Origin of the sequence: Clostridium pacaense (assembly GCF_020709765.2) — a bacterium.
Classification (GTDB): domain Bacteria; phylum Bacillota; class Clostridia; order Lachnospirales; family Lachnospiraceae; genus Enterocloster; species Enterocloster hominis.
On sequence record NZ_JAJFEB020000017.1, the window covers coordinates 23,551 to 47,547 of the forward strand.

General features: G+C 51.3%; 17 protein-coding genes and 1 other annotated feature. Of the genes, 9 read left to right on the forward strand and 8 right to left on the reverse strand.

What is annotated here, in order from left to right; genetic code table 11:
• Positions 1 to 160: 160 nt before the first annotated feature.
• Entirely contained in the window at positions 161 to 3,562 is a 3,402-nt protein-coding gene (locus LK536_RS51340; protein WP_227796792.1) for a UvrD-helicase domain-containing protein, read from the reverse strand.
• A 175-nt stretch (positions 3,563 to 3,737) separates the two neighbouring features.
• Here LK536_RS51340 and LK536_RS51345 point away from each other — a divergent pair, with 175 nt between their 5' ends.
• Complete coding sequence (locus LK536_RS51345; protein ID WP_227796791.1) at positions 3,738 to 5,294, forward strand: sensor domain-containing diguanylate cyclase; 1,557 nt, start codon at positions 3,738 to 3,740, stop codon at positions 5,292 to 5,294.
• Positions 5,295 to 5,296: 2 nt separating this feature from the next.
• On the opposite strand, the gene LK536_RS51350 is transcribed toward LK536_RS51345, so the two are convergent.
• Positions 5,297 to 5,992 carry a hypothetical protein gene (locus LK536_RS51350; RefSeq protein WP_227796790.1) on the reverse strand — a complete coding sequence of 232 codons (696 nt, stop codon included), beginning with the start codon at positions 5,990 to 5,992 and terminating at the stop codon, positions 5,297 to 5,299.
• Positions 5,982 to 7,517: a DUF1538 domain-containing protein gene (locus LK536_RS51355; protein WP_227796789.1), complete on the reverse strand. Its 1,536-nt coding sequence runs from the start codon at positions 7,515 to 7,517 to the stop codon at positions 5,982 to 5,984. The genes LK536_RS51350 and LK536_RS51355 overlap by 11 nt, the downstream gene beginning before the upstream one ends.
• Positions 7,518 to 7,830: 313 nt before the next feature.
• On the opposite strand from LK536_RS51355, the gene LK536_RS51360 reads away from it, so the two are divergent.
• The 4 genes from LK536_RS51360 (at position 7,831) to LK536_RS51375 (ending at position 12,743) form a co-directional block, all read left to right on the forward strand.
• Positions 7,831 to 8,415, forward strand: a complete 585-nt coding sequence (locus LK536_RS51360; protein ID WP_227796788.1) for a helix-turn-helix domain-containing protein — start codon at positions 7,831 to 7,833, stop codon at positions 8,413 to 8,415.
• Between the two features lie 239 nt (positions 8,416 to 8,654).
• Positions 8,655 to 9,014, forward strand: coding sequence for a 4-fold beta flower protein (locus LK536_RS51365; RefSeq protein ID WP_120058120.1), 360 nt, complete (start codon positions 8,655 to 8,657; stop codon positions 9,012 to 9,014).
• A 42-nt stretch (positions 9,015 to 9,056) separates the two neighbouring features.
• Positions 9,057 to 9,304, forward strand: a binding site (T-box leader).
• Positions 9,305 to 9,367: 63 nt separating this feature from the next.
• Positions 9,368 to 11,782: a leucine--tRNA ligase gene (gene leuS / locus LK536_RS51370; RefSeq protein ID WP_227796787.1), complete on the forward strand. Its 2,415-nt coding sequence runs from the start codon at positions 9,368 to 9,370 to the stop codon at positions 11,780 to 11,782.
• Positions 11,783 to 11,918: 136 nt separating this feature from the next.
• Positions 11,919 to 12,743: a L,D-transpeptidase family protein gene (locus tag LK536_RS51375; protein ID WP_227796786.1), complete on the forward strand. Its 825-nt coding sequence runs from the start codon at positions 11,919 to 11,921 to the stop codon at positions 12,741 to 12,743.
• Positions 12,744 to 12,835: 92 nt separating this feature from the next.
• Here the strand turns inward: LK536_RS51375 and LK536_RS51380 are convergent, their stop codons facing one another.
• From LK536_RS51380 to LK536_RS51390, 3 genes are all read right to left on the reverse strand, one after another.
• A complete protein-coding gene (locus tag LK536_RS51380) occupies positions 12,836 to 13,117 on the reverse strand; it encodes a hypothetical protein (protein ID WP_227796785.1) in 282 nt (93 codons plus the stop codon).
• Positions 13,118 to 13,148: 31 nt separating this feature from the next.
• Positions 13,149 to 13,643: a hypothetical protein gene (locus LK536_RS51385; protein ID WP_506092211.1), complete on the reverse strand. Its 495-nt coding sequence runs from the start codon at positions 13,641 to 13,643 to the stop codon at positions 13,149 to 13,151.
• 282 nt (positions 13,644 to 13,925) lie between these two features.
• The gene (locus LK536_RS51390; RefSeq protein ID WP_025487051.1) at positions 13,926 to 14,174 is read right to left on the reverse strand and encodes a hypothetical protein; all 249 of its coding nucleotides are present in this window, start codon (positions 14,172 to 14,174) and stop codon (positions 13,926 to 13,928) included.
• Between the two features lie 161 nt (positions 14,175 to 14,335).
• On the opposite strand from LK536_RS51390, the gene LK536_RS51395 reads away from it, so the two are divergent.
• A complete protein-coding gene (locus LK536_RS51395; RefSeq protein WP_227796784.1) occupies positions 14,336 to 15,508 on the forward strand; it encodes an alanyl-tRNA editing protein in 1,173 nt (390 codons plus the stop codon).
• An 11-nt stretch (positions 15,509 to 15,519) separates the two neighbouring features.
• Positions 15,520 to 16,779, forward strand: coding sequence for an AI-2E family transporter (locus LK536_RS51400; protein WP_227796783.1), 1,260 nt, complete (start codon positions 15,520 to 15,522; stop codon positions 16,777 to 16,779).
• Positions 16,780 to 16,884: 105 nt separating this feature from the next.
• Here the strand turns inward: LK536_RS51400 and LK536_RS51405 are convergent, their stop codons facing one another.
• Positions 16,885 to 17,121 carry a hypothetical protein gene (locus tag LK536_RS51405; RefSeq protein WP_007858574.1) on the reverse strand — a complete coding sequence of 79 codons (237 nt, stop codon included), beginning with the start codon at positions 17,119 to 17,121 and terminating at the stop codon, positions 16,885 to 16,887.
• A gap of 124 nt (positions 17,122 to 17,245) precedes the next feature.
• Positions 17,246 to 18,085: a PHP domain-containing protein gene (locus LK536_RS51410; RefSeq protein ID WP_227796782.1), complete on the reverse strand. Its 840-nt coding sequence runs from the start codon at positions 18,083 to 18,085 to the stop codon at positions 17,246 to 17,248.
• Positions 18,086 to 18,270: 185 nt separating this feature from the next.
• Between LK536_RS51410 and LK536_RS51415 the strand changes: the two genes are divergently transcribed.
• Together LK536_RS51415 and nifJ are read left to right on the forward strand one after the other, a co-directional pair.
• Entirely contained in the window at positions 18,271 to 20,109 is a 1,839-nt protein-coding gene (locus LK536_RS51415) for a VanW family protein (RefSeq protein WP_227796781.1), read from the forward strand.
• Between the two features lie 260 nt (positions 20,110 to 20,369).
• Positions 20,370 to 23,906 carry a pyruvate:ferredoxin (flavodoxin) oxidoreductase gene (gene nifJ / locus LK536_RS51420; protein WP_008716618.1) on the forward strand — a complete coding sequence of 1,179 codons (3,537 nt, stop codon included), beginning with the start codon at positions 20,370 to 20,372 and terminating at the stop codon, positions 23,904 to 23,906.
• The last annotated feature ends 91 nt before the right edge of the window (positions 23,907 to 23,997 follow it).

The following is a 23,997-nucleotide window of genomic DNA, read 5'->3' on the forward strand; positions in this document are numbered from 1 at the left end:
CCACAAGGAACCGCAAGCCCGCCTGACTCCCGCCCCTGGCTCCGAAGCTGAGGTATGAAGAGGTTGCTGGGGCTTCCGGCTGCTGCTTTTTCATATATTGAGAAGATGTGATTAAGGGCATATGGTTAAGGATATATGGATAAGATGATGGATGGGGGTGTTAATCCATGAAATCGAACAGGCTTAACTGTTTGATTCCGCTGGCTGGGGTGCGTGCCTGTTCCGGGCGGAAGGCGTTGGGGGGTATCTCGCTTAGGAAGGAAGAGGGGGACTCGGAGGTGGTGATGATCAGTTCCTCTTTGGCGCGTGTCATGGCTACATATAGGAGACGGCGTTCTTCTTCCAGGTTTACAGGGCCGTTGCCTGATTTTAGGGGCATCAGGCCCTGTTTCAGACCGTACAGGAATACGGTGGGGAACTCGAGGCCTTTGGATGCGTGGAAGGTCATGAGGGTTACTGCGCTGGAGGGACAGGAGTCCTGGCCGCTTCTGGTTACGTCATTGCCCTGGCCGAAGGTCAGGGTGGTGAGCATGTCTTCCATGGTCTTGTGAAAATAAGACATGCACAGAAAGGTATCCATGGATCTGTTGTCTGTCAGGTTCAGGATTTTCATCCAGTCTTCCAGCAGCTTCCATGGCTTCTCACGCTTCAGTCTTTTGGTGAATTGTGCTTTCAGGGCTTCGTAGTCATGACAGGGACCCAGCAGTTTGCGGCAGAGGCTGGTTGTGTGGGACCAGATTTCTTCGCTGTCCGGTAAGGAGGATGCGATTCCGTGGAAAAAGCAGATGGTGCCCTGTACGGATGGCTCTTCCAGATAATCCTCGCGGCCGGCTACCACATAGGGGATTCCTTCTTTTCTTAAGCATTGCTCCAGAAGACGGGCCTGATGGTTGGTGCGGTATAGGATGGCTATATCGCTGAAGCTTCTTGGCGTATCAGTCATTGCTGATGTGTTGGCATGCGCATCCAGCATGTCAATGCCGCCGACCATGTGCCCGATTTCCTTGGCAATGAAAATGGCTTCTGAGAGACTGCTTTCAGCTGTTGCAACGCGGACTGGCGCGCCGTGGCCCAGCATGGGGGTCAGTTCCCTCGGCTCTCCAGGGTTGTGGGATATGAGCGGAAGGGCGGCTGAAAGAATCTCGGGGGTGGAGCGGTAGTTGGGCTTCAGACGCAGTACGCAGGCTTGGCTATAATCACTGCACAGCTGGTCGAAGCAGTTGCTCTGGGAACCGCGGAAACCATAGATGGACTGGTCCGGGTCACCGATGAGGAATAATTCTTTTCCGCCTTTGTTCCATGCCTTGATTAAACGGTATTGTACCGGGCTGATGTCCTGGAACTCGTCTACCAGCAGGTAGAAGAAGTGCTGTCTGCGCAGTTCCAGCTTTTGTTCTGATCCTAAAAGTTCCAATACCTTTAGAAGAAGGTCGTCAAAATCCATCAGGTTCCTGGAGGCAAGAAGTTCATTGTATCTGGAAAATGCTTCTTCCGTCAGGGCTGGGGTTCTTTTCCCGTCTTCATCCGAAGGCCCGGCCGGGGCCGGTATGGTTCCTGTACCGGATTTTTTCAGGGATATCAGGGATAGGAACTGACTGGGGGAAACAGGAAGGTTGAACTGTCCGGTTACCTGCGCAGCACATTCCTGCTGCTGTCCTTCATCTGCCAGGGACAGGCCCGTCCCCTGGTTTTGCAGCATGCGGTAGCACAGGGAATGGAAGGTTCCTACCTGCATCTGGTTTAAGCTGCGCTTGCCGGGCAGCTGGCGGCGGATACGCTGCCGGAGTTCCTCTGCTGCCTTATTGGTGAATGTGACTGCCGTGATTTCAGCGGGTTTGACACCGCGCTCACCTATCAGATAGGACAACCTGGATACCAGTGTCTTGGTTTTTCCGGTGCCGGGTCCGGCGATGACTGCTGTTACAGGGCTTATGGACCCTACGGCCTGCCGCTGGTTCGGGTTCAGGCCGTCAAGGACATCTGCGCCGGTTTGTGAGGCAGGAAGGGTCTGTTTGCAGGAGGCAGCGTGTCCGCCCGGAACCGTATGTCCGGCAGAAGCGGTGTGCCCGCTTGGAACCGTATGTCCGGCAGAAGCGGTGTGCCCGCCCGGAACCGTATGTCCGGCAGAAGCGGTGTGCCCGTCTGGAACCGTATGTCCGGCAGAAGCGGTGTGCCCGCCTGGAACCGTATATTCAGTAGAAGCAGCGTGCCCGTCCGGGACGGCCTGGCCAGCAGAAGCAGCGTTTCCGTCCGGATTGGCCTGGCTGGTGAAGCTTTCAATTTCATTGTCATCCAGCAGGAATGACAGCTGGCCTTCCACACTGTCCAGTTCTGATGCTGCAAACAGTTTCATGGTGCCGTATTCCCCATCGTATCCTGGGCGCCAGTCCACCTTGCCTTCCCGCAGGTGGCGGATTCCCTGGGCGGTAAGCTGTCCGCCGATCCGGCTGATGTCGTCGAGATTGGCGCTTCGGAGAATATGGAATTCGCTGCCCAGTTCTTCCAGCATGTGCTCATATTGGCGCGTTACCTTGACGCTGGCAGAAGAGGAGCCCATGCATGCGGCGATTACCTCTGGCAGCGGGACAAGGTTTTCGTACGGACGTCCGCCCGGAAGGATGAAATCTTCCCGGCGGTCTGCCAGCTGCTCAATGCGGTGGAGCACGCCTGTTGTCAGCTTTTTGCCGCATACAGGGCAGATGCCGTTGTATTGCCTGGCCTGGGACGGACTCAGGCAGAGATGGCATTTGCGGTGGCCGTCAAAGTGATACTTGCCCTCCTCGGGGAAGAATTCGATGGTTCCCGCCAGTCCTTCGCCTCTCTGGATGGCCCCGTAAAGCCCGTCATAGGACATGGGGATGTCAAAGAGGTTGGCCTCCCTTCCAAGCTTGGCCGGCGAGTGTGCGTCAGAATTGGAAATCAGGTGAAAGGAATCCAGGGCCGACAGGCGCCGGTTCATGGAGGGGTCGGATGAAAGCCCTGTTTCCAGCGCATGTATCTGGGGAGTCAGTTCCCCATAGCATTCCTCTATGGTGTCAAAGCCGGAAAACGCCCCGAACAGGGAGAAATGAGGCGTCCATATATGGGCAGGCACATAGATTGCTTCCGGGCAGGCGTCCAATGTAATGGCCAATAGGTCATGACAGTCAAGTCCGAGGATGGGACGCCCGTCAGAATGGATGTTGCCGATGGCTTCCAGGCGTTTGGAAAGTATCTCGGCAGCTTCCAGGCTGGGGAGAAGAATCAGGCTGTGGACCTTCCTTACCTTATCATTTTTCTTATAGATGGAGCTGATTTCCCCGCTGATTACAAATCGTGGCTGGCGGCTTCCTGGGGCGGAAGAATGACGGATGATCCGTTCCCTCTTCAGGATGTAGAGTCCCGGCTCGGCCGGTTCCAGCTTTTCTGCCAGTTCGGCCCTCCAGGCGGGATGTGTAAAATCTCCTGTCCCAACTATGTCAATCCCCTTTTTCCTGGCCCACAGATCCAGATATTCCGGTGTCAGGTCCTTGCTGGTGGCTCTGGAATAATGGGAATGGATGTGTAAATCTCCTATGTACATTCAATTGCACCTGCTTTCATTTGATATTAATAATTATAATGTATTTCCTGAAAAATGGAAGAGGATGAATGTGGAAACAGGTTCCCAGAAACAGGAATATAAGGTATGATATACTTTAATGGCAGGAAATCCATATATGGTTCCTGTAATCGATGACTGAAGGAGTATGATATTAATGTGGAGCCGATTAAAGGGGGTTCTGGGCATGGGTTCCGGAACCCGGGATTTTGATGAAATCATTGCCTCTCTTCACGTCAGTGTGGCGGGCAGGAATTTTTATTTCCATCTTTTCATAATAATATATGAGCTGATCATGCTTATCTCCATATCCCTGCGGCCCGGCGGACCATTTGTGAAACCCCGGCGGACCGCCTATTTCCTGCTGTATCTGGTGCTCATCCTGGCAACCGCCTGTGTGATGGCCGGGCAGGCGTGGGCCGGCAGGGAAAAGGACAGCCACCGCTGTTATTTCAGGATAGAGCATGGGTACATGGTATTCTTCAGTTTCTGGGGACTTGCCGTTACCCTTAATGACCAGCTGGGTGGGAACGGGCTGACGGTTTATAATTATGTGATATTAATCATGGCCATAATGTCCATGATGAAGCCGTGGAAGACAGCCCTGCTGTTCCTTGTGAATTTCCTGCTGCTGAATCTGCTGCTGCCATATTTCCCTGATCCGGCAGGACTGAATCACGGTTATAACAATCTTATGAACAGCCTGTTCCTGTCCCTGGCGGCAATTGTGATTAATACAAGCCTGTACAATTCCAGGATTCAGGCCAAAATGGATGAGATGACCATCAACAGGCAGTACCGGCAGATTGAGGCGGCCAATAAGATTTTAAGTAAGGAAGCCCTTTTGGATGCACTCACCGGACTTCAGAACAGGAACAGCTATACAAAGGCAGTGCAGGCTTTGGTTGACACGGAGGCCGCATCCCTGACCTGCATTTACGTGGATGTTAACGGACTTCATGAACTGAACAACCATCTGGGACATGAGGCAGGTGATACCATGCTGAAAACGGTTGCCGGTATCCTGCTGCGGCATTTTAGGCCGGATGAGGTTTTCAGGATCGGCGGGGATGAGTTTGTGGTGCTTTGTAAAAACATTACATATCATGAAATGGTCCGAAGGACAAAGGATGTATGCAGGGAGGCCGGGGAGGCAGAATACTCACTTTCCGTAGGTCTGGATTGGAGGGAATCCAATCTGGATATCAATGAAATCATCCAGACAGCTGAAGCAGATATGCAGAAAAACAAAGAAGAATATTATTCCTCAAAAGGGGGAGAACGCCAGCAAAGGATATTAGACAGGAAGGTGGAGCGGATCATAGCTGAAAAAAGGGATGCCGAGCGGTTCATGCGGGTCCTGGCGCCTGCATTTAAGGGAGTATATTTTGTCAATCTGGAAACAGATACGCTGCGCCAGATTTTCATTCCAACTTATTTTAAGGAAATGCTGGAAGAGTCCAACGGACGGTTCAGCAAGGCCCTTATGCTTTATGCCGGCCGCATGGTGAAAACCGGGTACATCCCTGATTTCAAACAGTTTTGTGATTACACGTACCTGGAACAATTGCTGGATGGAGAAGACATACCTGAACTCATATATGAGAAAAAGGACGGGTGCCGGTTAAAGCTGAGGGTTTTGAATTTCAGCACTTATTCCGGCAGCCCAAAAGAAACACTCTGGATTTTTTCCGACCTGGAAGAGGCCTTATGATTTTATCCGCTGATTCCTTCTACCTCATCCACTGGAAGGGAGAATGCAACCGCATGTTCGCCGGTTTCCCGCAGCACGGTTTCGCAGATAGCCCTTAGGATAGGCTGCTTCTGCATGGATGGGGTGAGGATCAGGAGGATGGCTTTTTCTTGGGAAAGGGTCAGGCCGAAAATCTTCTTTTCCTCATCGGAGCCGATTTCACGCGCCTTCACAAGGGTGCCGCCGTGGCATCCTGCCTTCCGGGCAGCTTCCATCACAGGGATGGACAGGTCGGTATGGATGACAGTTGCTATCAATTCGTAGTTTTTATGATCTGACATAGGGGTATCCTCCTTGGAACTGGCAGTGTGGTGGGGATGCTGGCGCGCATCCCGATTCTTCAGGCGGCCCAAAGCCGCAATGCTGATTCCTGAAAGCGGAATGGAAAATGCAATCCCGTGGCCTGGTTTATGGAATTCCAATTCATTTTTCAGGGCGTCCATCAGATGATGGGAGTCCGGGGCGGATGCAATACCCAGGACCAGGTCTTTTTCCGGTTCATCCAGACCAAGACAGTCCATGATGGCGGAGCTGGCTGTTCCGTGGCCCCTGGCAATCAAGAGGATTGAATGGTCATGTTCCTGGAAAATGGCAGCGGCCCGGTTGCCTTTGCCGCGGTCTACGATGGCGGCCATCCATTTTATATGGTTAGGATTCATAGGGGTCCTCCTTCTCTAGTTCAATAAATTCACTGCCCATATCAATAAAGGACAGCTGTGCGCTGCTCTTTTCCCTCCGCGTCTTAAACTCATAGGACAGGCCGATAAGCTGTATGATGATAAGAGGGGTCATGGCTACCATGGCCACAATACCGAAGGCGTCTTTTAAAATGTCACCGCCCAGCGCCTCGCATGCCCCCATGGCAAAGGGCAAAAGGAATGTGGCCGTCATGGGGCCGGAGGCAACACCGCCTGAGTCGAAGGCAATGGAGGTGAAGACCGGAGGGACAATGAAGGACAGTCCCAGGGCAATCGCGTAACCTGGAAGGAGCAGGCTTAAAAGGGGAAGGCCGGTAAGTACCCTGAACAGTGAAAATCCCAGGGACAGGGCCATGCCCACGGAAAGACCTTTCATCATGGCTGCCTCTGATATGGTGCCTCCGGTCATGTCAGCCACCTGCTTGTTAAGCACCTGGACGGCTGGCTCGGCTTTTACAATGAAGTAGCCGATCAGCATTGCCACGGGAACAAGGATCCACCGGTAAGGAAGGGAGGCCAGCTGCTTACCAAGATAGCTTCCCGCGGGCATGAAGCCTACGTTGACGCCTGTGAGGAACAGGGTCAGGCCGATGTAGGAGTACAGCATGCCCACCAGGATTTTCACCACCTGCCTGCGGCGCATTTTCAAAAAGAAAATCTGAAACAGGATATAGAATGCAAGAATGGGGAAAAGGGCCGTAAATACCTCCAGGGCATACTCCGGCAGTTCGTGCTGGAATGCCAGCCACAGGTCCTGGGAGTTACTGATGGAGGGAATGGACATGGGTTCATATGTACCGGAAGAGGATTGGTACACAAGTCCAAGTATCATCACGGAGAGGATAGGGCCGATGGAACACAGGGCCACCAGCCCGAAGCTGTCACTGTCCTGGTTTTTGCCTTGGCCAATGGAAGAAAGCCCCATTCCAAGGGCCATGATGAAGGGGACCGTGATGGGACCGGTGGTAACGCCGCCGGAATCAAATGCCACTGCGAGGAAGTCACCTGGAATGTAAAAAGCCATGATAAACAGGATGATGTAGCAGACCATAAGGATATGGGAAAGGCTCCAGCCGAAGAGGGAGCGAAGGAACGCAAGGGCCAGGAAAAACCCGACGCCTGCAGCTACTGCCAGTATAAGAACCATGTCAGGTACGGCGGGTGTCTGTCCTGCAAGGACCTGAAGGTCCGGTTCCGCTACCGTCACCACTGCGCCGATGATGATACATGCCGTGATGATGATTGGAAGGCGCTTTGCCCGTGCCAGCTGCGCCCCTACCTTTTCACCGATGGGCATCATGGCCATATCCACACCAAGGGTGAAAAATCCCATACCTATGATCAGGAAGGCCGCGCCAGCCAGGAACAGCATCAGCGGATCCAGCGGAATAGGTGCAATCGTAATCCCAAGAATCAATACGATACAGGTAACGGGCAGCACAGATGATAAGGATTCTGTGATTTTTTCTTTTAACTTCTGATTCAATAAGTTACCTCCTGTCGTCCGTTATTTTGTCCGATATGCCTGGTACAACTTATGTATCAAGGGCATACGTCAATTAAAGCTTAACATAGGGACAAACGGAAATGCAATAGGAGGCAGTGTTAGAGTTATGTTAAGATTTCCTCTGCAATACGGACATCTCAAAAATACAAAACTAAGAATGATGATGACGGCAAAAAGCATATATTACATCTTACCGTCCGCCTTCCATGGACAGAAGATGGTTTGAACTCAACGGAGCGTTTATTGTAAATGAGTTTTTTAGTTTTATAATTATGGACAAGGAGAGAGAAAAATGGATAATGTGAAAATTGGAAAATTAATTTACCAGCTAAGAAAAGAAAACCGTATGACACAGTTACAATTAGCCAATCAGATGAACATAAGTGATAAGGCGGTCAGTAAGTGGGAAAGGGGACTAGGCTGTCCGGAATTATCACTGCTGCCCGAATTATCAAAAATCCTTAATGTTGATTTGGAAAAACTGCTATCCGGCGAATTGGACGCTAACGAGATACTGGGAGGTAACATGAAGAAAATGCACTTTTATATGTGTCCTAATTGCGGAAATATGGTTACTGCAATGACGGAAACCGACATATCCTGCTGCGGTAAAAAAATGAAAGCATTACAGCCGCAGAAAGCCGATGGGAATGAGAAGTTAAATGTAGAAAGAATTGAAAATGATTTTTATATCACGGCTGACCATGCAATGGAACGTGAACATTATATCGTATTTGTGGCACTGCTGACAGGGGACAGTATCCTGATTAAGAGACAATACCCTGAATGGGGACTGCAGGTGCGTATTCCTGTTTCTGGTCATGGGAGATTACTTTGGTACTGTAACCAACATGGATTATTTTATATGGAACTATAAGCATGGGTATAAGGACGGACAGGTTGGTTATTATGAAACATTGACCCCGCTTTATGCTTCTTTCCAAGCCGTATTATTTTCCGTCTGTTGAAGCAGGAAAATTGATAAATTTCTTCATTCCCTGTAAGACAAGGATTGAACCAGATACGGTGAAGTAGTATAATATACCCATTCCCTTTATGGATATATGATATCTGGAAGGGATGGAACCGGAAAATAGATACAGGGAGAACGGGTACATGACATTATATGAAAGAACAGGCGTGCCGGCAGCCTATATTGACAGGGACGGGGAACACATCTATCTGTTTGACGGCAGTCCCGCGGCCTACATACACGGGGACGCAGTGTATGGGTTTGACGGAACCCAGTATGGCTGGTTTGAAAAGGGATGGGTCAGGGATTTGGACGGACTTTGCGTTTTTTTTACGGAGGAAGCCCGGATTGGAGGCCCGGCCCAGCCGTCCAGATATGAGACTCCGGCCAAATGGGCCAGGGCAGCCAGGCCAATCCGGCGTTCCAGGGAAGCCAGGCATGCCAAGACAGCCTATAAGGCGGCATGGTCCGGGATGACGTCCAGGCAGTTTTTTCACCGGTAATGGTTGACACTGTTTCGGAAATATGCTAAATTAAGAATCAGTGTAAATACGCTGATAGGGAGTAGTAGGTAACTGGATGGATACAGAGAGCCGGCGGATGGTGCGAGCGGGTGACAAAAGGTTATTGAACTGGCCCTGGAGTAGCTTGCCCCAACATAAGACTGCCGGACACACGGGGGTCAGGGTCAGTAGGGCAGGCCGGAGACCTTACCGTTATAAGAGGAATAAGTGCATGCATGAGCATGAACCAGAGTGGTACCGCGTGAGGATTTAAGCCCCACGTCTCTAGCAGTAGAGGCGCAGGGCTTTTTTATTTCATAGGAACCTTGAATAACCAATGGAGGAATGAAATCATGGCAACACAGTACAATCACAGCGCCATAGAGAAAAAGTGGCGGGAGAACTGGGAAGAGAAGCCCATCAATGTCAATGATGGCAAAAAAGAAAAGTATTATTGTCTGGATATGTTCCCATATCCTTCAGGCAGCGGCCTGCATGTGGGCCACTGGAGGGGGTATGTCATCTCCGATGTATGGAGCAGATACCAGCTGTTAAAGGGCAAATATGTCATCCATCCAATGGGATGGGATGCCTTCGGCCTGCCTGCTGAGAACTATGCAATCAAGATGGGCGTCCATCCTGCCAAGTCCACGGAGGCCAACATTTCCAATATAAAGAAGCAGATCAAGCAGATTGCAGCCATCTATGACTGGGACATGGAAGTGAATACCACGGATCCGGAATTCTACAAATGGACCCAGTGGATTTTCGTCCAGATGTTCAAAAAGGGCCTGGCATATGAGAAGGAGTTCCCCATTAACTGGTGTCCTTCCTGTAAGACAGGACTGGCCAATGAGGAAGTGGTAAACGGCTGCTGCGAGCGCTGCGGCACCACTGTGACCAAGAAGAACCTGCGCCAGTGGATGTTGAAGATCACAGCCTATGCCGAGCGCCTGTTAAATGACCTGGATAAGCTGGACTGGCCTGAGAAGGTTAAGAAAATGCAGACAGACTGGATTGGCAAGTCCTATGGCGCTGAGGTGGATTTCCCGGTTGATGGACGCGATGAGAAAATCACCGTGTACACCACTAGGCCTGACACCCTTTACGGCGCCACCTTCATGGTGCTTGCGCCTGAGCATGAGCTGGCTAAGAGCCTGGCCACGGACGATACAAGGGAAGAGGTTGAGAAGTATATCTTTGATTCCTCCATGCGTTCCAATGTTGACCGTATGCAGGCAAAGGAAAAGACAGGCGTATTCACGGGCAGTTACGCCATCAACCCGTTAAACGGGCAGAAGACGCCTATCTGGCTGTCTGACTATGTGCTGGCTGATTACGGCACGGGCGCCATCATGTGCGTGCCTGCCCATGATGACAGGGACTTTGAGTTTGCTAAGAAGTTCGGCCTTCCCATTGTACAGGTCATTGCAAAGGACGGCGTTGAGATTGAGGACATGACCGAGGCCTATACTGAGGCAAGCGGTATCATGATTAATTCCGGGGACTGGAACGGCATGGAATCTTCCGTGCTTAAGAAGGAAGCGCCCCACATGATTGAGGAGAAGGGCTTTGGCCATAAGATGGTCAATTACAAGCTCCGTGACTGGGTATTCTCCCGCCAGAGATATTGGGGAGAGCCGATACCGATCATCCATTGCCCCAAGTGCGGCTGTGTCCCGGTCCCGGAGGAAGAGCTTCCCTTAAGGCTTCCTGATGTGGAGAGTTACCAGCCCACCGGAACCGGTGAGTCACCTCTGGCCGGAATTGACGAGTGGGTCAATACCACATGTCCTGCCTGCGGCGCTCCCGCGAAGCGCGAGACTAACACCATGCCCCAGTGGGCGGGTTCCTCCTGGTATTTCCTGCGCTACGTGGACAGCCACAACAGCGAGGAACTGGTTTCCAGGGAAAAGGCGGACAAGTATCTTCCGGTTGATATGTATATCGGCGGCGTAGAGCATGCGGTGCTCCACCTTTTATATTCACGTTTCTATACAAAGTTCCTGTGCGACATCGGGGCAATTGATTTTGATGAGCCTTTCAAGAAACTGTTCAACCAGGGCATGATTACCGGTAAGAACGGTATCAAGATGAGTAAGTCCAAGGGTAATGTGGTATCCCCGGACGATCTGGTAAGGGATTACGGATGCGATTCACTCCGCCTCTACGAGCTGTTCGTGGGACCGCCGGAACTGGATGCGGAGTGGGATGACCGCGGCATTGAAGGCGTTTCCAGGTTCCTTAACCGTTTCTGGAACCTTGTGATGGATAACAAGGACAAGGACATCCAGGCATCTAAGGAAATGATCAAGCTGCGCCACAAACTGGTATACGATATCGAGTACCGCTTTAACCAGTTCAGCCTGAATACGGTTATTTCCGGTTTCATGGAATATAACAATAAGCTGATTGACCTGGCTAAGAAAGAGGGCGGCATTGATAAAGAGACCTTAAGGACCTTCGTTACCCTCCTGGCACCATTCGCACCCCATATCGGCGAGGAACTGTGGCAGCAGCTGGGCGGCACGGACAGCGTGTTCCATTCCCAGTGGCCGGAGTGCGATGAGGAAGCCATGAAGGATGATGAGATTGAAGTGGCTGTGCAGGTAAACGGAAAGACACGTGCCATCATCAATGTGGCTGCCGACATTTCCAAGGAAGATGCCCTGGCAGCGGGCAGGGAAGCTGTCAGGGATAAGATGTCCGGCAGCATTGTAAAAGAGATTTACGTTCCCGGCAAGATTATCAACATTGTTTGTAAATAAGCTCCATATCAGGGGAAAAGCGCATCAGTCCTGCAGGCTGTGCGCTTTTTCTGATAATTGTAAGAAAAAAGAAATACCCATACGGGCGGGTGCGGGTTATAATGATGGAAGTAAAATAAGGCAGAGGTGACTACATATGAGACAACATGGATGGATGGCAGCGACGGCCCTGGCGGCAGGTATCATGGCGGCCCTGGCAGTGACCGGATGGGCGGCACAGCCGGGCCTGGGTACGGCGAAGGCAGGTCTGCGCGGTACGGCGGGATACCGCCTGCAGGCAGAAGAGAAGGGACCGGGTGTATCCGGCATGGGCGCTGCCCTTGAACCAGGGATTACACCAGGGCCTGCGGTGGTGGACGGCGTGATACAGCCCCACAACCTGACAGGGGCCGAGGGCGCGGACCAGCTGATCGTGGTGGTCGGGACAGGCGGCTGCAACGCGGATACCTACTATTATAAAAAGGGGGATGATACCTGGAACCTGGTGTGGAAGGAAGCTTCCATCGTGGGAAGGGGAGGAATTACCTCTGAAAAAGCGGAAGGGGATGGCAGGACTCCTGCGGGCACCTATGGATTCACCATGGCATTTGGCCTGAAGGATGATCCGGGCAGTGTCCTGCCATATCATAAGATTGTGAAAGGGGATTACTGGGTGGATGATTCCGCCAGCGCTTATTACAATAAGCTGGTCAATACGTCCACAACCCCCAGGACATGGAATTCAGCGGAGAACCTGGCGGCGGCATCGCCGTATTATGACTATGCCCTTGCCCTGGATTATAACCAGGACTGTGTGCCTGGGAAGGGATCGGCTATTTTCCTCCACTGCTTTACTGCGTCAGCGGACAATGGATCCGCAGGCTGTATCCGTCTGCCGGAGGCCAGGGCAAAGGAACTGGTGCAGTCGGCAACCGGGCAGACAAGGATCGTGATTGCAGGAAATCTGGAAAGTCTCAGATAGTTTTGGTCCGGGGATAGTTTTGGTCCGGAGATAGTTTTGGTCTGGGGATGGTTTTAGTCCGGAACATGCTTTGGAAGGCAGGGGGCGCTGTGTCAGCGCGGCCCTGCCAGTTTTTTTGACATCATTTTCAGCATATCCAGTTTTTTCTTTTCCGCAGGCGGCATGCTGGAGCTTAAGATAGTGACCAGGAGGGCGGTCTCCTTATCATTGAACTGGATTCCTTTTTGTCTGGCTTCCATATTGATGGACATGAATGCCTCCATCAGGTTGTTTTTGTTTGTGTGTTCAATGCGCTCGGCAAATTCTGTCAGCAGATCCAGCTTTTCTTTGCTCATGGCCTTTAGTCTGGGATCCTGTTTCCAGTTAGTATCCATAAATATGTATCCTTTCTGAATGAATAAGTTGTCAGGACATGGCCTGCATGGCGGTCATTATCATTTCCATGGTTTCGAAACGGGACTGCTGTTCCGGGGTAAGGAACCTGCGAAGCTGTTCCATGGGGGTCTGGCCTTCCATCAGTGTCTGGGCCATGTCAATCATATCCTGCTCCATGGGGTTGCCGTAGGGACGGACAGCCTGCAGCAGGTCCCGGACAGAACCGGTCCGCTCGGAACTTTCCAGGGAACATATGCCCATGGAAGCCACTTCTTCTGTCTCAAAAAGTTCCACGGTCTTTCTCAGCTCCTGTGCTTTGACAAAGAGGGATATGGTCTTCTGCGCAGACACCCCCAGGTACGGGAGGGCGGCTTTTATCATCTGCAGGTGGTGGTCCCCTATGAGATAATCCAGATCAGTAAGTTTATAGTCATCAGATGGGTTCATATCTTTCCACCGGCCTTTTTCTTTCTTTGCTTTAAGCTTATGCAGATGATTGGCAAACAATTCCATATATTTAAGCATGAATGCGCCAAAGCCTGGACACTGCATATATTATTAATATGGAAGGAGAGTGAAATCCATGTATAACCGTTTAGTAATTGAAGGGAATGCAGTGTATGAAATAGATGATGAGTGTGTCAGGAGAAGGCAGGGAAGGAAGGGGTATGGTGGGAAAAACCGTGGAAGCGCCGCGTCAGGCAGCCCATCCCCAGGCACGGACCCTGTTAAATGAATAAAAAACAGGGAGTGGCAAAACCACTCCCCGTTTTTAAATCTTTGGTGAAGGATTCTCAGAGACAGGCATTAGCAGCAGAAGCCGCCACCGCCGCCACAGCAGCACAGAAGCAGGATGATCCAGATAAAGTCACATCCGCTTCCGCCTCCGCATCCGCATCCACAACCGCCGCCGCAGTTATTGTGGTCGAAGCATCCGCCGCCTCCGCCACAGCAGCACAGAATCAGGATAAGCCAGATGATATTGCACCCGCTGCCTCCTGTTCCACATCCACATCCACAGTCACAACCGCAGTTTGTTGCTGCTACATCACTCATGTTAGTTCCTCCATATAAAGTTTAATTACACTTTATCATATGACCCCCTGCTTGCTCATGTTTCCTGGTTTTGAAAATATTTTTATAAAATTTTAAATGGTACATCCTGTCAATCTATAGTATAATCATGGAAGCATTGAAGAAATGAGGCGTTGAAGGAAATGGACAAGAGCAGATTATATTACCAGACTCCCTATGTGAAATCTTTCATGTGTACGGTGGAGCGCTGTGAAGCAAGCGGTAAGGGAACCTGGCTGGCCGTACTCAACCAGACCGGGTTTTATCCTGAGGGAGGAGGACAGCCCTCTGATACAGGGACACTGAACCAGGTGCCGGTACTATCTGTCCATGAACAGGGGGAGGAAATCCTCCATGAGCTGGCATCCCCCCTTGAGCCGGGAACATTGGCAGAGGGGGTCATTGACTGGCAGAAACGCTATGACAATATGCAGCAGCACACAGGGGAGCATATCCTGTCCGGCCTGGTGCATAGGCGTTACGGATATGATAATGTGGGATTCCACATGGGTGCCGGGGAGGTGACCGTGGATTTTAACGGCATCATGACAGCGGAAGAACTGGACGGACTGGAGGATGCGGCCAACCAGGTGGTTTATGACAATGTGCCGGTACATACGCTTTATCCCTCCAAAGAGGAACTTCCATCCATTGATTACAGGAGCAAGAAGGAACTGAGCGGACAGGTAAGGATCATAGAGATTCCCGGCGGGGATGTCTGCGCCTGCTGCGGGACACATGTAGAAAATACCGGAGAAGTGGGTATCATTAAGATAAGAGGCATGATCCGCTATAAAGGCGGGGTCCGCATATCCATGCTGTGCGGCCGCAGGGCGCTTCTGGATTACAGGGAGCGGCTGAAGGATGGGATACGGCTGTCCAACCTGCTGTCCGCCAAACTGCATCTGGTGCCTGAGGCGGTTGAAAAACTGAAAAATGACTGCCAGGACAGGGAGATTGAGATCGGCCGCCTGTACGGTCAGCTGTTGGAGCTGAGGGCAGGACAGTATCCGGAAAGCAGCAGTCCCCTGGCCATTTTTGAGGAGGGGCTTAACATGGTGCAGATACGCCGGTTGTCCACCCTGCTTTATGAGCAGAAAAAGGGCAGTGTGGTAATGGTGTGTTCAGGCAATGGGACAGAAGGGGAGTATCAGTATGCCCTGGGAAGCAGCTCCATGGATATGCGGACCCTCAGTAAGGACATGAATGGGAAACTTCATGGAAGGGGCGGAGGCAGCAGCCTGATGGCCCAGGGAACCTTCCGGGCATCCAGACAGTCAATTGCGGATGTGTTTCAGGAAGAGACAAAATCATAAAGGATGGTATTATGGAATTAAATCAGGAGACAATTAAAAAACTCAGGGGACTGATCCTGTTTACGGTCATTGTGGTGGTTGCAGGGATTAATTACAGACGGCTTTTGGAGGTGGCGGCAGCGCTGTTCCACATGGCGTGGCCCTTTATTCTGGGCGCGGCCATTGCATTTATCTTAAACGTACCCATGCGCAACATTGAACGCCACCTGGTCATGTTCCGGGAAAACAGCAGGTTAAGGCGGCCGGTCAGCCTGGTTGTCACAATCCTGCTGGTATCCGGCATCCTGTTCCTTGTTACCTTTGTGGTCACACCGCAGCTGCTTAAGACATTCCTGACCCTTCAGTCCAGCGTCCCCCTGTTTTTTGCAGGGCTGAAGGATGAGATGGAACAGCTCTTTGCCAGTTTTCCGCAGATACTGGATTACGTCAACCATGTAGAGGTGGACTGGCAGCAGGTGTTCCAGGACATGATGGGATTCCTGAAAACAGGGGCAGGCACCATGCTTAACAATACATTCTCGGCAGCGGTATCCATTGTCAGCGGTGTATCCTCGTTCCTGATTGGTTTCATCTTTGCCATCTATATCCTGCTTCAGAAGGAGACCTTGGGACGGCAGATGAGGAAACTGCTGTCGGCCTTCCTTCCTGAGTCCGTGACAGGGCGCATTGTGGAGATTGCATCCCTTACTGAGCGGACATTCTCAAATTTCCTTACAGGCCAGTGTGTGGAGGCGGTCATCCTTGGAACCATGTTCTTTGTGGTACTTACCCTGGGACGTCTTCCCTATGCCCTGTTAATCGGGGTGCTGATTGCGTTTACGGCCCTGATTCCCATATTCGGTGCGTTCATCGGGCTGGGGGTGGGCGTGTTCCTGATGCTGATGGTGGAGCCCATGGATGCGCTTATTTTTACCATCATCTTCTTTGTGCTCCAACAGATTGAGGGGAACCTGATTTACCCCTATGTGGTAGGTAATTCCGTGGGGCTTCCCTCCATCTGGGTGCTGGTGGCGGTGACGCTGGGCGGCAGCATGATGGGAATCGTCGGCATGCTCATATTCATCCCTCTCTGCTCCGTGCTTTATGCCCTTTTAAGGGATGAGGTGAACGGACGGCTTAACAGGCCGAAGCCGGGAAGCAGAAGCAGGACCGGCGGGGATAAGGCGGCCCGGACAAGACGGTCAAAGGGCAAGGCTGTAAAAGCAGGGCCTGTGACCCAGGCGTCTGCCGGGGAGGCCGGAGCAGGGCCGGAAGACCAGTCCGTCAAATAGTGGGGATATCAGGAAAGACATGAAAGGCAGGGATGCCATAAGAAACAAAAAACCAGCCCATGACTGACTGTCAGTCACGGGCTGGTTTCCTGTTTCTTATATCACTTATTCTCCCTGGTACATGTATTTAATTAAACGTTCGATGTCTTCCTTCTCGTGCGCAATCAGGTCTAATTCTTTGATATATCCATTGGAGAAGATGGTAGCCATTGACAGATACTGGGCCAACTTGGATTTCAGGTTAATGCGGTCGCCTTCCGGTGATACCAGCTCAACCGTTCCCTTGCACTGGTCTACTACTTCAAAAAACTTTTCTACATCAGTAATGTTCTGAATCTTCACGGCAATTCCTCCTGTTAGTAGTCCTTTTCCAAATCTGGAAAAGTCTGGTTAATCTTTTAACATATATGATTATATCAAAATTCAGACCCCAAAACAATTACAATTTTCAATAAAAAATAAGGGATTACAATGCTTTTTTTATATCTTCTAACAGCAGGGAGGATACTCTCAGTCCTCCGCGGCCGCGGCCAATGGAAATATCCGGTTTATTGCTGCCATGGAAGTCGGAACCGCCAGTGGGAAGCAGGTGGCAGGCAGCCGCCATTTCCTGAAGCTTCATGCTTTCCAGACGGTTGTTGGAGGAGTGGTAGACCTCCAGCCCTTTCATGCCAAGGGATGTCAGGTATCCGACCAGTTCCATGGTCCCCTTGTCACCCAGCTTATACTGGAAGGGGTGGGCCAGGGCAGGGAAGGCGCCACTGGATAAGAGGGTATCCAGTACTTCATCCGGCGCCACATATGTCTTTGGCGGGCAGTATGGGCCGTCGTACTGAAGATATTTTCTGAATATCTGGTCCAGGGTGGGGCCCATTCCTTTGGAGAGAAGTGCCCTTGCAACGTGGGCCCTTGTTATGACGGTATCCGGATTGCCGCCGTTAAGTTCTTCCGGTGTAAAGGTGATGCCGTCATCGGCAAAGCGCCGGAACATTTCCTCATTCCTCTGGTCCCTGCGCAGCCGGAACTGCTTTAAGACAGCTTCCAGGGCAGGGTTGCCGGCCGTGACGAAAAGTCCCAGGATATGGATCTCATGGCCCTTATAGGAACTGGATACCTCGATGCCCGGGATGACTTCCACACCGCAGGCAGCCCCGGCCAGAAGGGCTTCGGGAATCCCGGCCGTCGTATCGTGGTCCGTCAGTGCAATGGCCCGTAAGTCTGCCTGCGCGGCAAGCCCCACCACTTCGGCCGGGGTACAGGTGCCGTCAGACGCGTTTGAGTGAACATGTAAATCCACGTAATCCATGGTAAAACCTCCAGATGTAACCAATTTTTAATAACTTCCTAATACTTACTTTATATATAGTAACATGAATTTCATAATAAGTAAAATTGGCTGGAAAAAAACAAAAAAGACGGTTCCATTTTACATAAAGTATGTTATACTACAATCTGTGAATAATATGCTAGATGAAATGATGGGTGAAGAAAATGAATCAATTAGAGAATAACCGTGAACGTAGAAACCCTTCTGCAGGCAGAAGCCGCGGCAAGGTTACCAATAATAGAGGCAATGGAAACTATTCCAACAGAAGTTCCGGGCGCAGCAGTTCCGGGGGCGGAGGTTCCCGGGGTTCATCCTCCTACCATTCAGGACAGGCCGGAAGGATGAACGCGGCCCATACTGCCAGGCGTAACAGTACCCACAGAAGGAAGAAGGGGCCTGATTATAAGAAGATAGCAGTCATCGGAATCATCCTCCTGGTGCTTATCACATGCATTGCCCTTGTGATTAAGGCAAAGGGCAGCCTTGGGGAACCGGATGAGACGCAGGTCACGGAAACCTCGGAACCAGAGATGGTGAAAGAGGTTAAGGTGGATGGGATAACCATAACCGGTATGTCCAAAAACCAGGCCAGGAACGCTATTTTGAAGGAGTATTCCTGGGGCATGACGGTTACATACGGGGATGATTCCTATCCGGTGACCGACCTTGTGGCTGAAAAAGTAGACGCGCTGTTAGACGATATCTACAGCGGGGATCCGGAAGAAAGCTATACCCTCAACATGGATGGGATGGAAGAGGCCGCTGCAAAAGAGGCTGCTGCGTGCGCTTCCAGATGGGATAAGAAGGCAAAGAACGGATCCATCGATTCTTATGATAAGGAAAAGGGAGAATTTGTATTCAAGGGTGAGGAGAATGGCTTTGCCATTGACCAGGATAAGCTTGCCGGGGATATCGTCAAGGCCCTGAAGGATAAAAACTTTGACGCGCAGATTAAGGCAACGGGAAGCGAGACCGCTCCTGATATCACGGCTTCCGCTGCCAAGGAAAAGTATAAGACCATCAGCACCTTTACCACCAAGACAACTGCCAACAAGGACCGTAATACCAACATCCGGCTGGCATCCGAGGCCTTAAACGGCACCGTGGTCCACCCGGGGGAGGAATTCTCCTTTAACCAGGCAGTGGGACAGAGGACAGAGGCAAAAGGCTATAAGGGTGCGGCTGCTTACAATAACGGGGAAGTGGTCCAGGAAATCGGAGGCGGCGTATGCCAGGTATCCACCACCCTCTATAATGCGGTATACCGGTCAGGACTGGGGGAGGAGAGCATTTCCTTCAGGCGTTCCCACACCTTTGAGCCGAACTATATCACACCGGGACAGGATGCGACCGTGAGCTGGGAACAGCCGGATTTCCGCTTTAAAAATACCTCCAGCACATCCATCGGCATCAAGGCCAGCTACGCGGACCAGAAGATGACGGTTTCCATTTACGGAATCCCAATCATGGAGGAAGGGATGAAGCTGGACCTGGAATCCAAGAAGGTGGAAGAACTGGACCCGCCTGCACCGACCTATCAGGAAGACCAGACACTCCAGCCGGGAGTGGAGGTACCAAAGAGTGCGGGTACCAAGGGCAGCAGGTGGGAGACCTACAAGGTCATCTATAAGGACGGCGTGGAAGTATCCAGGGAACTGGACCACAAAACCACCTACAAGGGCCATGCGCCTGTAATCCTGCGCAACACATCAGGCGTTGTCCTGGCGCCGGAGGAGACCACGGTTCCGGATGAAACACCAATCCCGACCGTGGACGGGATGCCGGAGGGCTATGTTCCGGGCAGTGACCCGACCATATCGTCACCGGAGGGTTCCACCCAGGAAAGCGGACCTGGCATCACACCTACCGTGCCAAGCGCCACAACGGCGCCCACAGCGCCTTCGGCACCGGGAACCCAGGCTCCGGGGCCGGGAACTGACCCAGGTGCTTCGGACGGACCGGGAGGAGGCAATCCTGTGATTGCGCCGCTGAACCAGAATTGATGGGATGACAATCAGAAAATTGATGATGGCCATATCAGGAGGGACTGTGAAAAGCAGCCCCTCTTTTATTGTGAGAGTTTATATTTTTTTAATGAATTACATTGTATTTTTTGGAGTAATTGCGATTAAGCATTTGCAATTTGTTAAATAATTGCTATAATAGTAGACAGGTCAGTCTGCATAGGGCTTCATGCCCCGGAGGCGGACTCACATGTATACCATTACATATACATATTCACTATTTGTAGGAGGAAATCAAAATGGCAAGAAAAATGAAAACCATGGATGGTAACCATGCAGCAGCACATGCTTCATATGCATTTACTGATGTAGCGGCTATCTATCCGATTACCCCATCTTCACCTATGGCTGAAGCCACGGATGAGTGGGCAACAGACGGAAGAACCAATATCTTCGGTCGTGAAGTGCAGATTACAGAGATGCAGTCTGAGGCAGGTGCAGCAGGTGCTGTTCACGGTTCTCTGGCAGCAGGTGCGCTGACTACCACCTACACAGCGTCACAGGGTCTGTTACTGATGATTCCAAACCTTTACAAAATTGCCGGTGAGCAGCTGCCAGGTGTGTTCAACGTATCTGCACGTGCACTTGCAAGCCACGCATTATCTATTTTCGGTGACCACTCCGATGTTTACGCATGCCGTCAGACAGGATGCGCCATGCTGTGTGAGTCCAGCGTCCAGGAAGTCATGGACCTGACTGTTGTTGCACATATGGCATCCATCAAGGGCAAGGTTCCGTTCATCAACTTCTTTGACGGTTTCCGTACCTCCCATGAGATCCAGAAGATTGAGACCTGGGATTACGATGACCTGAAGGAAATGGTTGACATGGACGCTGTTGATGCATTCCGTAAGAATGCACTGAATCCAAACCATCCCTGCGAGAGGGGATCTGCCCAGAACCCTGACATCTTCTTCCAGGCAAGGGAGGCATGCAACCCATATTACGATGCACTTCCTGCAATCGTACAGGAGTACATGGACAAGGTTAATGCCAAGATCGGTACCGACTATAAGCTGTTCAACTACTACGGCGCTCCGGATGCTGAGCACGTAATCGTTGCAATGGGTTCTGTTAACGATACAATCGAGGAGACCCTGGATTACATGGTAAAACAGGGCCAGAAGGTTGGCGTTGTCAAGGTACGTCTGTACAGGCCATTCAACGCACAGGCTTTAATCGATGCGATTCCTGATACCGTTAAGGTTATCTCCGTATTAGACAGGACCAAAGAGCCAGGTTCCGTTGGTGAGCCTCTGTACCTGGATGTTGTTGCAGCCCTGAAGGGAAGCAAGTTTGACCAGGTTAAGGTATTGACCGGACGTTACGGCCTTGGTTCCAAGGATACGACACCGGCACAGATTGTTGCTGTATATGAGAACACGACAAAGTCCCCGTTTACCGTAGGTATCGTGGATGATGTTACCAACCTGTCCCTGGAAGTCGGTGCTCCTCTCGTTACCACACCGGAGGGAACAACCAACTGTAAGTTCTGGGGTCTGGGCGCTGACGGTACGGTTGGTGCCAACAAGAACTCCATCAAGATCATTGGTGACAACACAGACATGTATGCACAGGCATACTTTGACTATGACTCCAAGAAGTCAGGCGGCGTTACCATGTCCCACCTGCGTTTCGGACACAGCCCGATTAAGTCAACTTACCTGATCCGTACAGCTAACTTCGTTGCCTGCCACAATCCTGCATATGTACGTAAGTACAACATGGTTCAGGAGCTGGTTGACGGCGGCACATTCCTTCTGAACTGCCCATGGGATATGGAAGGACTTGAGAAGCATCTGCCAGGCCAGGTTAAGAAGTACATTGCTGACCACAACATCAACTTCTACACCATCGACGGTGTTAAGATTGGTATCGAGACCGGCATGGGCCCGACACGTATCAATACCATCCTTCAGTCCGCATTCTTTGAGCTGACCGGTATCATTCCTGCTGAGAAGGCCAACGAGCTGATGAAGGCTGCTGCAAAGGCAACCTACGGACGTAAGGGCGAGGACGTTGTCATGAAGAACTGGGCTGCCATCGATGCAGGCGCTAAGGGCATGCACAAGGTAGAGGTTCCGGACAGCTGGAAGAACTGTGAGGACGAAGGCCTTGACTACGCTGTTGTAACCGAGGGAAGAAAGGATGTAGTTGACTTTGTTAACAATATCCAGACCAAGGTAAGCGCTCAGGAAGGTAACTCCCTGCCAGTATCTGCTTTCTCTGATTACGTTGATGGTTCCACGCCATCCGGTTCATCCGCATACGAGAAGCGCGGTATTGCTGTTAAGGTTCCTGTATGGAATCCTGACAACTGTATCCAGTGTAACTTCTGTGCATATGTATGTCCTCATGCTGTAATCCGTCCGGTTGCAATGACTGCTGACGAGGCTGCCAAGGCACCTGCAGACATGAAGGTAAAAGATATGACAGGTATGCCAGGCTACAAGTTTGCCATCACTGTTTCCGCCCTGGATTGTACCGGATGCGGTTCCTGTGCAAATGTATGCCCAGGCATGAAGGGCAACAAGGCCCTTGTTATGGAAGGCCTTGAGGCTAACCTTGGCGAGCAGGCTATCTTTGACTTCGGTCAGGCACTGCCGGTTAAGGAAGAGGTTCTTGCCAAGTTTAAGGAAACCACTGTTAAGGGCAGCCAGTTCAAGCAGCCTCTGCTTGAATTCTCAGGCGCCTGCGCAGGATGCGGTGAGACACCTTATGCAAAACTGATCACACAGCTGTTTGGTGACAGGATGTACATTGCCAACGCAACCGGATGCTCATCCATCTGGGGCAACTCCTCACCATCCACACCATACACCGTGAATGCCAAGGGCCAGGGACCTGCATGGGACAACTCCCTGTTCGAGGATAACGCTGAGTTCGGTTATGGTATGCTGCTGGCACAGAACGCTATCAGGGACGGCTTAAAGGCCAAGGTTGAGAGCGTCATGGCCAATGAGAAGGCTACGGAAGAGATGAAGGCAGCCTGCAAGGAATGGCTTGATACATTCGGCGTCGGCGCACTGAACGGGACTGCTACCGATAAGCTGGTTGCTGCCCTGGATGGCGTTGACTGCGACATCTGCAGGGACATTGTTAAGAATAAAGATTTCCTGGCTAAGAAGTCCCAGTGGGTATTCGGCGGTGACGGATGGGCTTACGATATCGGCTTCGGCGGCGTGGACCACGTTCTGGCATCCGGCAAGGATATCAACATCATGGTATATGATACCGAGGTTTACTCCAACACAGGCGGTCAGTCTTCCAAGGCTACCAAGACAGGTGCTGTTGCACAGTTCGCTGCCGGTGGTAAGGACGTTAAGAAGAAAGACCTTGCAAGTATCGCAATGAGCTATGGTTACGTATACGTGGCACAGATCTGTATGGGTGCTGATATGGCCCAGACTGTTAAGGCAATTGCCGAGGCAGAGGCTTATCCGGGACCATCCCTGATCATTGCTTACGCTCCATGTATCAACCATGGTATCAAGAAGGGCATGGACAAGGCCCAGACAGAGGAGAAGCTGGCTGTAGAGTGCGGTTACTGGAATAACTTCCGTTACAATCCTGCTGCTGAGAAGAAGTTCTCCCTGGATTCCAAGGCTCCTAAGCTGGAGACCTATCAGGACTTCTTAAAGGGTGAGGTACGTTACATGTCCCTGGCCATGAAGAATCCTGAGAGGGCAGCTGAGCTGTTCGCACGTAACGAGGCTGAGGCTAAGGAGCGTTACGCTTACTTAGAGAAGCTGGTTACTTTATACGGTAATGACTAATCCTGAATAGTGAATTGTTTTAAAGATGCCCCTGGTGTGCAGAGATGCCCGCCAGGGGCATTCCTGTATAAACTGTTTCCAAAAGGGGATA